Raw genomic sequence first — 14,669 nt, 5'->3', positions numbered from 1 at the left:
TTATTCAGTTTACTATGGTAATTTCTCTGATTCTTTTGGTGGTAGGTTTAGTATTACTGGTAAAGGGTGCCGATTGGTTGGTGGATGGAGCATCCGTACTTGCCAAGAAAAAAAACGTCTCTGATTTAGCCATTGGTTTAACCATCGTTGCCTTTGGTACATCTGCTCCCGAATTGATTGTAAATGCCATTGCCGCCACAGAAAACTATCCTGAAATAGTTTTTGGCAACGTGATCGGCTCGAATAATTTTAACCTTTTCATGATTCTGGGAATAGCAGGGCTAATCACTCCCCTTGCTGTTCAATCCAGTACAGTTTGGAAAGAAATTCCCTTTTCTCTTTTTGCGGCCATATTGATACCTGTTCTCGTAGGTTCATTCTTTTATGATTCGGGCTTTGAATTAGGGAGAACCCAAGGCTTGATTTTATTGGCCTTTTTCTTGGCATTTCTTTATTATGTGGCTACCCAGTTGAAACAAGACCCGGAAGCAACGTCAGGCGAAATCCCTCCTTACTCAAATCTGAAAATTTGGAGTCTAATTGTTTTAGGTTTGGCGGGTCTAGTTGGAGGAGGCAAGTTGGTGGTGGATAATGCAGTCAGTATGGCTCAGACATTGGGAGTAAGCGAAAAAATCATTGGTTTAACCATCGTGGCAGCAGGTACTTCCCTACCCGAACTGGCAACTTCTGTTGTAGCTGCAATGAAGAAAAATGCAGATATAGCCATTGGCAATATAGTAGGGTCTAATATTTTCAACCTTTTACTCATATTAGGCGTAAGCTCCCTCATTCGCCCACTGGAGTATAACCCATCATTTAATATGGATATACTTTTATTGAGCGGTGGAACCATCTTTCTATTTCTTGCCATGTTTACCGGCAAAAGAAAAAAGTTGGATCAATGGGAGGCATTATTGCTACTCTTGGCATATCTGGTATACACCGGATTCCTGATTAGCGGAGAAATTTAATTATACGCATGAGCATGATGTTACTCGCTGATTTGAATTTAAGCCTTCCGATTACCCATCCGGGGATGAAATTCCTGATCATTCTGGTCATCATTCTTTTAGCGCCCCTTCTTCTCACCCGTCTTAAAATCCCTCCACTTCTGGGCTTAATTGTCGCCGGAGCTATCGTTGGTCCCAAAGGGTTTGGATTGATGGAGCGAGATAGTGGAATTATCCTCTCCGGCACAGCTGGCTTGCTTTATATAATGTTTTTGGCAGGCTTGGAAATAGACTTTCAAGACTTTAAATCTCATAGCAAAAAAAGTTTGGTCTTTGGAATGTTGACTTTTTTGATACCCATGGGGCTTGGTACTTGGGTAGGACTATATCTCTTGGATTTGTCCATGATTTCTTCCGTCTTGTTGGCAAGTATGTTTGCTTCACATACCCTCATAGCTTATCCGATTATTTCAAAGCTGGGGATCACAAAAAATCGTGCTGTTACGGTAGCTGTTGGGGGAACATTGATTACAGACACTTTAGCCTTATTGATTTTGGCTGTAATTGTTGGCATGAGTAAAGGGCAGGTAGATAGCATTTTTTGGATCAAGCTAATGGTTTCATTGCTGATTTTTTCTGCAATCGTTCTCTGGGTAATGCCCCGGTTTGCCAAATGGTTCTTGAAATTTAATGAGGATGCCATCCTTCAATATGTGTTCATTTTAGGCTTGGTCTTCGCAGGAGCATTAATGGCTGAAATGGCTGGCCTGGAGGGAATCATTGGCGCATTCATGGTTGGGTTAGCTCTCAACCCTTTAATTCCAAGAACCTCGCCATTAATGAATCGGGTGGAGTTTGTAGGCAATGCCATATTCATCCCCTTCTTTTTGATTGGAGTAGGAATGTTGGTGGATTTCAGGGTGTTTTTTCAGGATGAGGAAACTATCAAGGTAGCCGTTGTCATGACCGTTACAGCCACTTTAGCCAAATATCTGGCTGCCTTAGGTACACAAAAAATCTTCAATTACAGTGCAAACGAAAGAAGGATAATCTTCGGACTAAGCAATGCCCAAGCTGCTGCCACTTTAGCTGCAGTATTGATCGGCTATAATTTAATTATTGGAATTGACGATGCCGGAAACGCCATTCGACTTCTTCCTGAAAGTGTCTTAAATGGCACTATCGTGATGATATTAATTACCTGTACACTTGCGTCCATAGAAGCTCAAAGAGGAGCTAAGGGAATCGTCATCAGTGAAAGTGATTTGTCTGACCAAAATGTGGCAGATTTACCTGAGAGATTTTTGGTTCCTGTCAGAAATGAGGAGACCGCAGAGGAATTAATCAACTTAGCAATCAATCTCAAATCTCCAGACTCTAAAAGCGGGATTTATGCCCTCAGTATTATCAATCCGGAACAGCAGGACAGCAATGCTGAGGTAAAAGCCCAAAAAACGCTCAATAAGGCCAGTGAAAGGGCCGCCGCTACGGATCATAACTTGTATGAATTGCTCCGATACGACACGGATGTTTCCAAAGGGATTTCCAGTGTGGTTTATGAAAATAAAGCGACTGATTTAATCTTAGGATTACACGTGCAGCAACCATTTGATGAGTCTTTTCTTGGTAATCTTACCCAAGGGCTATTGAATAAAGTCAACACGACTACCTATATCTATCGCCCTTTCAGCCCTTTTTCCAGCCAAAGAAGGATTTTAGTGGTCATTCCACCGAAGGCAGAGCAGGAGTTAGGTTTTCCTTTTTGGCTGATTAAAATTTGGAATCTGGCAAAAAATTCTCATGCAAGAATGATTTTCTATGTTTCTGAACCATCCAGAGAATACATAGAGGAAATTCTGGCTAATAATCCTATCCGAATAGAGTTTAGAGAATTTGCCGGTTGGGAGGAACCAGAAAATCTCCATATCCAACTGAGAAAAGATGATTTTGTAATCTTGATTTTAAGTCGAAAGGGTAACCATTCTTATCATCCCAAAATGGAGGACTTGCCGGATTTAGTCAACCGCTGGCTGAAAGAAAAAAGCTTTCTACTAGTTTATCCTAATCAACCATTCTCAGGTTCTTTTCCTGCTATGGATTTTCTTCACAGCACCCTTCCTGGCCCTTTGGATCAGATGGAATTAATTTCTCAGGCTGTAAATAAGATTTTTAAAAAAGGGAAAAATCAAAAAGGGAATACCCCCAAGTCTAACTAATTCCAAATTCGGAAAGACCAAGAATTTGAAAACCATGGAATTATTATTTGTTTTTGGTTTATAGATGCCACTTTTTCACCACAGAAATAAATTTCATTTTTCAAATGGGGCTATTGTTTTAACTTGAAACAATAAACTCAGCCTATACCTATGTTCTCGTTTTCACCCTTTTTTGGGAAGAACTTTTCGTTTTTCCTGATAATCCTTTTGCTTTCCTTTCCACTTTTTGCGCAGGAAAATACTGGAAAAATCAAAGGGAATGTCATCGATCAAAGTACAAGAAAAGCCTTGCCATTTGCTACCATTGCTATTTACTCGGAGAAGGATAGTTTAATTGGGGGAGGAATTACAAGTGATAATGGCAAATTTTCCATTGAACTACCAAATGGAAAATTCTATGCTCTTGTAGAGTTTATGGGCTTTGAAGCGAAAAAAACCAGCTTGTTTTCGTTAGAAAAAAACAACAACACATTGGATTTAGGAGAAATTTTGCTGTCTCCTTCTGCGTCTGATTTGGAAGAAGTTTTAGTCCAGGGCGAAAAAACATTCATGGAACTATCTCTGGACAAGAGGATATTCAATGTCGGGAAGGATTTGGCAAATGCAGGAGGAACAGCTTCAGATATCCTCATGAACCTACCTTCAGTTGCAGTCGATCCCGAAGGAAATGTCCGTCTAAGAGGATCTGCGAATGTCAGGATTTTAATTGACGGCAAACCATCTGGATTAGTCAGTTTTAAGGGAGCCGCAGGACTCAGACAATTACAGGCCAACATGGTAGAAAGGGTGGAAGTGATCACCAACCCGTCAGCGAGATATGAAGCCGAAGGAATGGCTGGCGTCATCAATATCATTCTGAAAAAAGACAATCAGCAAGGAATTAATGGATCTTTTGAAGTGATTGGAGGGACTCCTTTGAATTTAGGATTTTCCGCAAACCTAAATTATCGCAAAAAAAGGATCAATTGGTTTGTCAATTACAGCTTTGCAAGAAGGCATCAGCCTTATGTGAGTGAACTCTATCAAGAAGTATATGAAAATGGACAAACTCAGATTTTAATCCAAAATAATTCCGGTAAGGTCAAAGGCTTCAATAATTCGATACGGGGTGGTTTGGATTATTTCTTCAATGAAAAAAGCATATTGACTCTTTCTTATCTCTGGAGAAGGAGTGATGCGAGAAGAATTACAGACATACGGTATGAGGATTATCTAAACAGTCTGAATAATTTTTTAGGCTATAGCTTAAGAAGGCAAGATGAAACAGAACAGGAGCCGAATTCTGAAATCTCTTTAAACTACAAGCGGAATTTTGAAAAGAAAGGACATGAATTAAATGCAAACTTCACTTATTTGAACTATTGGGAAAATTCTGATCAGTTATTTACCGAAAATAGATTTAATAGTAATAATCAGCCATTAAACTCTCTAGTTCAAACCTCCTTGAACGATGAGTATGAAAATCAATACCTCCTTCAGTTGGATTATGTAAAGCCCATTTCAGCGGAAGGGAAGTTTGAAACCGGATTCAGAACTAGCTTTCGGGAAATGAAAAATGATTTTGTTGTCTCCGAAGAGAACGAAAGCGGTCAATTAAATCCAATTCCTGGTTTGGATAATATTTTTATATACAATGAAAATATTCTTGCAGCTTACACGATTTTGGGAAACAAAAGTGGCGATTGGAGCTATCAGGCGGGCATCAGGGCGGAGTACACCGATGTAGAGACCATTCTTTCAGAAACCAATGAAAGAAACCCAAGAAACTATGCAAACTTATTCCCTAGTGCCCATCTAATCTATAATATTTCTAAGGAAAATGCTCTTCAAATGAGCTATTCAAGAAGGGTTAGACGCCCTGTCTACAATGATTTGAGCCCATATGTCACTTTTTCTGATCAAAGAAACTTTTTTAGTGGCAATCCAGATTTAGACCCTGAATTCACCGATGCCTTGGAGCTAGGCCATATCAAGTACTTTGAAAAAGGAACACTCTTTACAACCGCATACTTCAGAGACACCAAGGATAAAATAGAAAGAATCAGGACGGTGGATGAACAAGGGTTTTCAGTCACCTTACCTTTCAACCTTACTGGAGAGCAAGCATTTGGTCTGGAGTTGAGTGCTGACTATAAAATCATATCCTGGTGGAAATTGGATCTAAATCTAAACTTTTTCCATGCATCCATAGACGGAAGTAATATTCAGACCGAATTTCAAGCTAAAACCTCCTCTTTTTTAGCCAGGCAAACCTCCAGATTTACACTCAAAAATGGCTGGGATCTTCAAGTAAGATCAAATTATGATGCCCGTCAAAAAACTGCCCAAGGGGTCAGAAAAGGAATATTTTTCATGGATTTTTCTGCCAGCAAACAAATCTTAGCAGACCGGGGAAGATTGATATTTACTGCCAATGATATATTCAACTCCAGAAGGAACCGCTACATTACTGAAGGCTTCAATTTCTACACAGAGGGTGATTCTCAATTTATCCGAAGACAATTAAATCTAACATTTAGCTATCGCTTAAAGCCATAAGCCTGAATTGGAACAATCGTAATGCGTCAACTTATAATTTCCATCCTTCTAATAGCCTTTGCCAACTCAGTCTGTTTTGCTCAAAAAATCAATGCAGCCTATCGCCTTCCTATCCAAAAGGCTGTTTCTCCTATTACCATCGACGGGGTTTTGGATGAAAAAGCCTGGGAATTGGCAGAAGTAGCTACCAACTTTTTCATGATTACCCCGATGGATACTAGCTATGCGCAAGTTCAAACGGATGTGCGAATGACTTACGATGAGCAAAATTTATACATCATTGTAGTCAATCATCATTTGATGGAGGGGCCATACATGGTAGAATCGCTTCGTAGAGATTTTTCATTTGGAAAAAATGACAACTTTTTACTCTTCATGGACCCATTTGATGATCAGACCAATGGATTTACGTTTGGAGCAAATGCCGCAGGAGCACAATGGGACGGGATTATGTTTAATGGTGGGAGTGTGGATTTAAGTTGGGACAATAAATGGACTTCCAAAGTCAAAAATTATGAAGACAAATGGATATTTGAGGCAGCGATCCCATTTAAATCCATTCGTTACAAGAAAGGAATCAAAGAGTGGGGAATCAATTTTTCCAGGCTTGATTTGAAGGCTACAGAAAAATCAGGCTGGGCACCTGTCCCCAGACAATTCCCGTCCGCATCTTTAGCTTACACTGGAATATTAGTCTGGGATAACCCTCCGCCATCAGCAGGAGCTAATGTATCCATCATTCCTTATGCCTTGGGAGGAGTTGCCCGAGATTTTGAATCTGAAAGCGGCAATATTTACAGAAGAGAAGTAGGGATGGATGCCAAGATTGCTTTGACCTCTTCTTTAAATTTAGACCTTACTGTCAACCCGGATTTTTCTCAGGTAGAAGTGGATAGGCAGGTAACCAACCTAGATAGATTTGAATTGTTTTTTCCTGAAAGAAGACAGTTTTTTCTTGAAAATGGAGACCTGTTCGCAAATTTCGGTTACAGTACAATTAGGCCATTTTTCTCAAGAAGGATAGGCTTAAATGCCCCAATTCAGTTTGGAGCCCGACTCAGTGGGAAAATTAATAAAGACTGGAGAATCGGAGCTATGAATATGCAAACAGGGGAAGTGGAATCAGATGGCCTTCCTTCTCAAAACTTCACAGTTTTAGCCTTGCAAAGACAGGTAGGCGCACGATCCAATATCACTGGTATTTTGATTAACAAGCAATCTCTGAATTATGATCCGGATCCCAAATCGGAGCAACCTTTATATAGCCAGTTCAACCGAAATGCAGGATTGGAATACAACTTGGCCTCCTCAAACAATCTCTGGACCGGAAAAGCCATGGTTCTTAAAAGCTTTGGGCCAGATGGAACACAAGAAGGATTTGTTCATGCGGCGAATCTCAGGTATGCTTCAGGTAATCTCAGTTGGAACTGGCAACATGAATATGTCTCTGAAAATTATACTGCGGAAGTTGGTTTCGTGCCTAGGAATGGATTTTACAAGATTAGCCCGACAGTAGGATATCGTTGGTTTCCCAAGAGTGAAAAAATCCTTTCTCATGGTCCTGATGTAGGGACTACATTCTTCTTCAATACTACCGGTCAACAAACAGATAAAATCATTAATGCCGCATACAGTGTGAGATGGAGAAGCCAAAGTAACCTAACGGTCCGGATGGGCCATGATTTCGTGAGACTACAACGTCCCTTTGATCCGACCAATTTCTCCGGAGAAACTCTTCCAGCTGGATCTATACACAAATGGAATAGCTTGGGAGCTGAGTATAACTCCAAACCCCAAAGCCTTTTTACTTACAGTTTTTCCACCAGAATAGGAGGTTATTATGCCGATGGGGATCGATTTAATATTAGCAGCGAATTGGGATATCGATTCCAGCCTTTTGTCAGCATCGCAATGAGCACCAATTACAACAGGATTGTTCTTCCAGAGCCTTGGAATACAACCAATTTTTGGCTAGTAGGTCCTAGACTGGATATTACCATGACCAATACAGTCTTTTTCACGGCATTCGTTCAGTACAATGAACAGATTGAAAACATCAACCTAAACACTAGGTTTCAATGGAGATTTAAGCCGGCCTCAGACTTGTTTATAGTCTATACCGACAATTATTTACCAGCCCCTTTCTATACCAAAAACCGATCAATTGTTTTGAAATTCACCTATTGGTGGAATGTTTAGGGAGTCAACCAGTTACCTTCCCATTCATTTTCTTCATTAAAAACGATTCTTAAATGTCCATTTCTGGATAGTTGTAAAACCTCTATTTCTTGAGGAACAAACTCTAAAACCGTAAAAAAGTGAACACTGGAGTCACCTTCCTTCCAGCCATCATCTGGGCTCGAAATCTTAGTTCCCGGAGCTTGATCCCCAGTATATTCAGACCTTCGGTGACTTGGAATAGTTTGCCATGATTTATTCGACATTTCATCTTGAAAATGAAGGATGGTCTGTACTTTCACTCTGATTTGTACCTGCTTTTTGGGATGATATAAATGAAGCGTCGCATGGGAGTTTTGCTTCAAATCTGAGCATTTTTCAGATCTATAATCTGTATAAACAAAAAAGTGAAGCTCCTCGGTTAGCTTTCTTAAAACTACAGTCCGAACAGAAGGAAAATCATTAGAAACCGTCCCCAAATTCACCCAATGGAATGGGTGCTTGGCATCCAGCGCACCACGATGCAATTCATGTTTGACAGCTTGCCAGATTTCATCTTTGGTGTCTTTATCCTGAAATAGCATTATTGTTCGATTGAGTTGGCTTCAATATAAACAATCTCATTTTCTTCCAATTCTAAATTGATCTGAATCGGATTGCAACAGACTTCACAGTCTTCTATATATTCTTGCCGCGAAACTGATGGGTCTAGGAGCATGGAAATTTCTTCGAAGCAATAAGGACATTGAAAAAAGTGCTCGATCATAGTGCTTTTCTTTAATTAACTTCTAAAAAGGAATTAGAGTTTAAAACAAAAAACCCCGGATTACTAAATCCGAGGTCATTTTCCATTCGATTGAATTAGACTTCAACAGATGCCTCTACATTTTTGAAGTAGACTTGTTTGTCTGCATCCAAATCCACCAAGACTGCGGAGTCATTTTTAATATAGCCTGCTAATATCTGCTTGGAAAGTTCATTTAAAATCAATCGCTGCATAGTTCGCTTTAGAGGTCTTGCACCAAACTGCGGATCAAATCCAACTTCACCTAGATAATCCAATACCTCAGTGGTAGCTTCTATCTCGATATTTGATTCAGATAATCGCTTTTGGATTTCTCTCCATTGGATATCCACGATCTTACGGATGATCTTTTTATTTAAAGGCTCAAACATAATCGTTTCATCAATTCGGTTGAGGAATTCTGGTCTGACAGATTTTTTCAGTAAATCAAAAACCTCGGCTTTTGTCTTTTCCAAAACCTCTTCCTTATTCCATTCCTCCATTTCCGCAAAGCGTTCCTGAATCAAATGAGAACCTATATTGGTAGTCATGATAATGATCGTGTTCTTGAAGTTGGCAATTCTACCCTTGTTATCTGTCAACCTACCATCATCCAAAACCTGCAATAGGATATTGAACACATCTGGATGGGCTTTTTCAATCTCATCTAGTAGAATTACGGAGTAAGGTTTTCTTCGGACGGCTTCAGTCAACTGTCCACCTTCATCGTATCCCACATATCCTGGAGGTGCTCCCACTAGCCGGCTGACGGCATGCCTTTCCTGATATTCGGACATATCGATCCGCACCATGGCATTTTCATCATTGAAGAGATATTCTGCCAAGGCTTTCGCCAGCTCAGTCTTACCGACTCCTGTGGTACCCATGAAGATAAAGCTACCAATTGGACGCTTCGGATCCTGTAAGCCAGCTCTGCTCCGACGAACGGCATCAGAAAGTGCAGCTATGGCTTCTTTTTGTCCGGCTATTCTTCTACCCAACTCATCTTCTAAATGAAGTAATTTTTCCCGCTCAGATTGAATCATCTTGCTAACTGGAATTCCAGTCCACTTAGATACTACAGATGCGATATCTTCATTATCCACCTCCTCTTTTAGTAGGGGAGAACCTTGTTGCATTTCATTAAGCTGTTTTTGGAAAGACTCCAGCTTTTTCTCGGATTCGACAATTTTACCGTATCGGATTTCTGCAACTTTCCCAAAATCCCCAGCACGTTCTGCTTGTTCAGCTTCAAGTTTGAATTTATCGATATTCTCCTTCTCCCGTTGAATACCCATAATCACAGCCTTTTCACTTTCCCATTTGGCCTTTACGGACTGACGCTTTTCGGATAGCTCGGCTATTTCCTTACTCAAAGTAGCCTCCTTATCCTTGTTCTTTTCTCTCCGTATCGCCTCTCTTTCAATCTCGAGCTGCATGATTCGCCGATTCAATTCGTCCAGTTCCTGAGGCAATGAGTCAATTTCCATTCTCAGTTTGGCCGCAGCCTCATCCATCAAGTCGATAGCCTTATCCGGCAGGAATCGATCTGAAATATAGCGTTGGGAGAGCTCTACAGCAGCAATTACTGCATCGTCTTTGATTCTTACACCATGGTGCAATTCATATTTATCTTTGATACCTCTCAGGATAGAAATTGCATCTGCCGCATCAGGTTCATCCACGATCACCGTTTGAAAACGTCTCTCTAATGCCTTATCCTTTTCGATGTACTTCTGATATTCTTTCAAAGTGGTCGCACCAATCGCATGCAGCTCCCCTCTTGCCAAAGCAGGCTTCAATAAGTTGGCCGCATCCATGGCTCCTTCGCCTCCACCTCCGGCTCCAATCAGCGTATGAATCTCATCTATAAAGAGAATAATTTCTCCGTCGGAATCGGTCACTTCTTTAATTACAGCCTTCAATCTCTCCTCAAATTCCCCCTTGTATTTGGCACCTGCCACAAGCAAGCCCATATCCAAAGAAATCAAGGTCTTAGATTTGAGATTTTCAGGTACGTCACCCGAGACAATTCGTTGAGCTAGTCCCTCCACAATAGCAGTCTTACCTACTCCGGGCTCACCCAATAAGATCGGGTTGTTTTTAGTCCTTCTTGCCAGAATCTGTAACACTCTACGAATTTCCTCATCTCTGCCAATTACTGGGTCGATTTTACCCTTTTTGGCTAAATCATTCAGGTTTTTGGAATACTTTTCCAAAGCCCTGTATTTACTTTCAGCGTTAGGATCAGTCACTTTATTTCCTTTTCTAAGTTCTTTGATACCTTCAATCAGAGGCTTTTCAGCAATACCCTGATCTTTCAACAATTGTGCAGTGGAATCTGAACCCGCTAAAATTCCTAGCAGCAGGTGTTCTATTGCCACATATTCATCTCCAAAAGTTTTGAGGTAATCCTTTGCTTTTGTGAGAGCCTGATTTGCAGAGTTGGAAAGGTAGGGCTGTTGATTTCCCCCACTAACCTTTGGTAGTTTCCCTAATAACTCTTCCAACTTCTGAGAAGCTAATTGTTTATTGGCACCGAGTTTTTTGAAAACAAACTCAGTAACATTCTCATCTTCGGAAAATATCCCTTTCAGCAAGTGAGCCGTTTCAATGGAGGGTTGCCCCGAGGCAATTGCCAGCTCAGCGGCCTTTTGGATAGCTTCCTGAGACTTGATGGTGAATTGTTTAAAATCCATGTATTGATAGTGGTTTAGTTACAAGTTTACCGCTTTCTATTTTGAAAATAGACAAGCTAATATCCTTGCATCAAAAGTATCGCCAATAGGATTTTTCAGCCAATCTGTCTGAAAAAGAATGTATTTATTGAAAAAATAGGAAATTTTGTCATTGAAAGAGATCCCTATTCCTTTAGAATTCGAATCACTTCAGTGTTCTGCGCATTGGTTAATTTAAGCAAAAGGACCCCTGTTGGTAGGCTATCCAGTTCCTGCTGAATTAATCTATTCAGTTCCATAATTGAATTGGCCTGGAAACTTGAAGAATATCGGCCAGCAGTATGTGTAAGCTGAACCGAGATCTCGTTTCCTTCTAAGAGATTTTTTTCAGTTGGGGAAACTCTCAAATTAGATCCTCTTACAGGATTCGGAAATGCTTGCCATTTGGAAACTTGAGAAGCCGGAGTGGCTAGCTGAGCTAATAATACCTTTCCGACATTCTTCTTCCCGGAAAAATCTACTTGCACCAAGCGATAATAAAGTCGGTCAGAATACAATGGTGGAAACTCGTCCATGAATTTATAATTAGTAACATTGTTAGTGAAGCCTTGACCCTGAACCGTCCCGATTACTTCAAAACCATCTACTCCATTGATAGACCTTTGTATCTGAAAATAATCATTTTCATATTCCTTCAGTGTAGACCATTTAAAGCTAACCTTTCTTTTTTGTTCGTTAACTTCCAAAGCGTATGAACCGTATTCCACCGGCAGAATTCTGGCAAAATCATAGCGAATCAACACTATTCCGCTTCCTCCTCTACCACCCGTGAAAGTATTAAAAGGAGAACTGCTTCCACCAGCTCCTCCTCCAGAACCCGTATTAGCACGACCGGGCTGGCCATTTCCTGAGACAACTGCATTACCTCCTACACCAGAACCTCCTGGTGCAGCATCACCCACTCCTGAGCCCGGGTTACCTGCTACTCCACCACCTCCACCGGCAAACATTCTAGGGATTTCTGCTGGCAAACCTGTTGGTAAGAGATTAGTGTAAAAGCCAGTAGATGAACCTCTTCCCAATCCTCCTGCCCCACCGGCATTATTGTTGTCAGGTTCTCCTCCGGGGCTTCCAATTCCGCCTCCGCCACCACCACCGGTCACGGAGGTATTTCCTCTACCACGACCACCTGGGTTTCCAAAAGCAGAATTTACTGCTTCTCCACCAAAAATGGGATCTGAAGCTCCCGTTCCGTAAGATCCTACTGAACCTCCTCCAGAGCCTCCTCGATTACCTCGGCGTTGATCATTATAATTGGAATTATTTCCCTCTATAGCAGAATTAGCACTTCCACCGCCCCCGCCACCTATCGCAGTTCTATTGGTAAAGTTTGGACTTGGGCTTGATACTGTACTGTTTTCACCATTTTGCGCCCGAACATTAATCAAAGTTGCTCCGAGACCTCCAGATCCAACTGAAATGCTCAAAGGTTGCCCTTGCTCTTCAGCATTATTGACTTGAAATTGCAATTGATTGGGATTCGTGATATGAATGACCTGACCAGCTCCACCTCCACCGGCTCCTCTATTCCCGGAATCACTTCGCTTACCTCCGCCTCCACCACCTGCGATTACCAGCATTTCAGTCAACTCAGTTAAACCCTGAGGTGGTCTCCAGCTATTCGTAACTCCTCCGTTATTACAAAGGAAGGCTACGATGACAAATTCGTCTGAAGAAGGTGTCCCAAAAAAATATTCTCTAACGCAGGCATTGATGGTATTTGTCCTTTTGAGTTGTGTTTGTGAAAATGCAGGATTAAACCCCAAAAGGCTAAGACCAAAAATCAATAAATAACTTTTAAGTATATTTTTTTTCATCCTCTTTCACTATTCAACTTTAGGTTCAGTCAGTTATAGCTACGAGGAGTAATTCTATTCTGGATTAATTACTAAATAATAAAAAAAACACCTCTCGTATGGAGAGGTGCTTGAAATAAATTCGAAAGTTCAGACTAAATAAGGAGGCTACTTTTTCGCATAATCTTCTACTGCCTGCCAAACTCTGAAGATATTTTTATAGCAAATTTTCTCAATATCCTCTTTAGAATAGCCTCTTTTCAAAAGTTCTGCAATCAAATTGGGGAACATGGAGACATCTTTCAAACCAGTGGGTAACGAGTCGCCTACCCCATCGAAATCAGAGCCAAAGCCTACATGATCAATTCCTACCAGATTAACTACATGGTCAATATGGTCAGCCACTTTCTGAACAGAAGGGAAAGGGTTATTAGCCGCTGCATAAGATTCCGCATATGCTCTGAAAGCAGAATCGCTTCTGCTTAGATTATTTTCAGCCATATAGTTCACTAAATGCTCTCGCACTTTGGAAGAGCCCGCCGCATAAGCAGAATCAATAAAACTCCCACCAAAATTGATCATCATCACTCCACCGTTTTTGGCCATAGCCTGAATCAATTCATCACTCATATTTCTCTCAAACCCAGGGGTAAATTTTCTAGCTGAAGAATGCGAGGCGATTACTGGAACTTGGGTTATTGCCAAGGCATCCTTAAATGTTTCATCGGAAACGTGACTTAAATCCACCATGATCCCCACTCGGTTCATTTCCTTGACTACTTGCTCTCCATATTCAGACAGCCCGCCGTGAGGTCTTAATGAATCATAACTGGAATCTCCGATCAAATTTGCTTTCCCATGGGTCAAAGTGATATAGCGGATACCTCTCTGATGAAAATACTCCACGTTGGAAATATCATCTTCCAAACCAGCTCCATTTTCCATTCCCATTGGTAATGAGACTAGGCCTTTGGCAAAGTTGGCCTCTACATCCGCAGGACTGTAAGCCATGGCAAATTTATCCGGAAAGGTCTCGGCTAGTCGCTCTGTCATGAGAATCAAGGAATCCGCCAATGCTTTGGAAGCTCCTGGGATCTGCTGATTTCCGGCTGGGATATAAATTGACATGAAAGGAGCATCTAAGCCCCCCTCCTTTGCTCTCGGAAAATCAAAATTTCCGTCAGGGGTTCTAACAGAAACATCCAGAATCTCTCTTTGCAAAGTAAATCCTCCCACCTTCATTCTGTAAGGCAAGTCAACATGACCATCTACCATGATGGTGTTTTGGGCTATTTCTTTAGCAATTTCCAATCGTTCTTCATCGGACATTTGAGTGTAATCCACCTCTGTGTTTTCAGAAGTTTGACAAGAGGATAGAATCGCCGCAAATGCGAGAAAGCTCAGGTATTTTTTCATCATAAGGTTGGTTTCAAATTGGAATATAAAACCTTTTGAAGAATGACTCAGAA

9 protein-coding genes are annotated in these 14,669 nt (G+C 41.0%); 4 read left to right on the top strand and 5 right to left on the bottom strand.

The annotated features are described in order from the left end of the window. The first annotated feature begins 14 nt into the window (after positions 1 to 14). From GYM62_RS20295 to GYM62_RS20280, 4 genes are all read left to right on the top strand, one after another. On the top strand, positions 15 to 971 hold the full coding sequence (locus tag GYM62_RS20295; protein WP_219957750.1) for a calcium/sodium antiporter: 957 nt from the start codon (positions 15 to 17) through the stop codon (positions 969 to 971). A gap of 8 nt (positions 972 to 979) precedes the next feature. Next, the gene (locus tag GYM62_RS20290) at positions 980 to 3,166 is read left to right on the top strand and encodes a cation:proton antiporter (RefSeq protein WP_255590452.1); all 2,187 of its coding nucleotides are present in this window, start codon (positions 980 to 982) and stop codon (positions 3,164 to 3,166) included. Between the two features lie 150 nt (positions 3,167 to 3,316). After that, positions 3,317 to 5,704: an outer membrane beta-barrel family protein gene (locus GYM62_RS20285; RefSeq protein ID WP_219957749.1), complete on the top strand. Its 2,388-nt coding sequence runs from the start codon at positions 3,317 to 3,319 to the stop codon at positions 5,702 to 5,704. A 21-nt stretch (positions 5,705 to 5,725) separates the two neighbouring features. After that, complete coding sequence (locus GYM62_RS20280) at positions 5,726 to 7,903, top strand: DUF5916 domain-containing protein (RefSeq protein WP_219957748.1); 2,178 nt, start codon at positions 5,726 to 5,728, stop codon at positions 7,901 to 7,903. Here GYM62_RS20280 and GYM62_RS20275 read toward each other — a convergent pair. The 5 genes from GYM62_RS20275 to GYM62_RS20255 all read right to left on the bottom strand — a co-directional run bounded on the left by GYM62_RS20275 (position 7,900) and on the right by GYM62_RS20255 (position 14,616). Then, positions 7,900 to 8,466, bottom strand: a complete 567-nt coding sequence (locus GYM62_RS20275) for a pyridoxamine 5'-phosphate oxidase family protein (RefSeq protein ID WP_219957747.1) — start codon at positions 8,464 to 8,466, stop codon at positions 7,900 to 7,902. The two genes, GYM62_RS20280 and GYM62_RS20275, sit on opposite strands and share 4 nt — an antisense overlap. Beyond that, positions 8,466 to 8,648, bottom strand: coding sequence for a CPXCG motif-containing cysteine-rich protein (locus tag GYM62_RS20270; protein WP_219957746.1), 183 nt, complete (start codon positions 8,646 to 8,648; stop codon positions 8,466 to 8,468). The genes GYM62_RS20275 and GYM62_RS20270 overlap by 1 nt, the downstream gene beginning before the upstream one ends. Before the next feature lie 95 nt (positions 8,649 to 8,743). Further along, positions 8,744 to 11,365, bottom strand: coding sequence for an ATP-dependent chaperone ClpB (gene clpB / locus GYM62_RS20265; RefSeq protein ID WP_219957745.1), 2,622 nt, complete (start codon positions 11,363 to 11,365; stop codon positions 8,744 to 8,746). A gap of 164 nt (positions 11,366 to 11,529) precedes the next feature. Next, positions 11,530 to 13,221, bottom strand: a complete 1,692-nt coding sequence (locus GYM62_RS20260) for a T9SS type A sorting domain-containing protein (protein WP_219957744.1) — start codon at positions 13,219 to 13,221, stop codon at positions 11,530 to 11,532. Positions 13,222 to 13,368: 147 nt separating this feature from the next. Further along, complete coding sequence (locus tag GYM62_RS20255) at positions 13,369 to 14,616, bottom strand: dipeptidase (RefSeq protein ID WP_219959501.1); 1,248 nt, start codon at positions 14,614 to 14,616, stop codon at positions 13,369 to 13,371. Between the last annotated feature and the right edge of the window lie 53 nt (positions 14,617 to 14,669).

Origin of the sequence: Algoriphagus sp. NBT04N3, assembly GCF_019443765.1 — a bacterium.
Classification (GTDB): Bacteria; Bacteroidota; Bacteroidia; order Cytophagales; family Cyclobacteriaceae; genus Algoriphagus; species Algoriphagus ornithinivorans.
Note: the sequence above shows the minus strand (reverse complement) of the source record. Positions and strands in the feature narration are given on the sequence as shown.

Coding starts and splice junctions, on each gene's coding strand:
- GYM62_RS20290 (WP_255590452.1), top strand. CDS start 980: ATGAGCATGATGTTACTCGCTGATTTGAATTTAAGCCTTCCGATTACC.
- GYM62_RS20280 (WP_219957748.1), top strand. CDS start 5,726: ATGCGTCAACTTATAATTTCCATCCTTCTAATAGCCTTTGCCAACTCA.
- GYM62_RS20295 (WP_219957750.1), top strand. CDS start 15: ATGGTAATTTCTCTGATTCTTTTGGTGGTAGGTTTAGTATTACTGGTA.
- GYM62_RS20285 (WP_219957749.1), top strand. CDS start 3,317: ATGTTCTCGTTTTCACCCTTTTTTGGGAAGAACTTTTCGTTTTTCCTG.
- GYM62_RS20260 (WP_219957744.1), bottom strand. CDS start 13,221: ATGAAAAAAAATATACTTAAAAGTTATTTATTGATTTTTGGTCTTAGC.
- GYM62_RS20270 (WP_219957746.1), bottom strand. CDS start 8,648: ATGATCGAGCACTTTTTTCAATGTCCTTATTGCTTCGAAGAAATTTCC.
- GYM62_RS20255 (WP_219959501.1), bottom strand. CDS start 14,616: ATGAAAAAATACCTGAGCTTTCTCGCATTTGCGGCGATTCTATCCTCT.
- GYM62_RS20275 (WP_219957747.1), bottom strand. CDS start 8,466: ATGCTATTTCAGGATAAAGACACCAAAGATGAAATCTGGCAAGCTGTC.
- clpB (WP_219957745.1), bottom strand. CDS start 11,365: ATGGATTTTAAACAATTCACCATCAAGTCTCAGGAAGCTATCCAAAAG.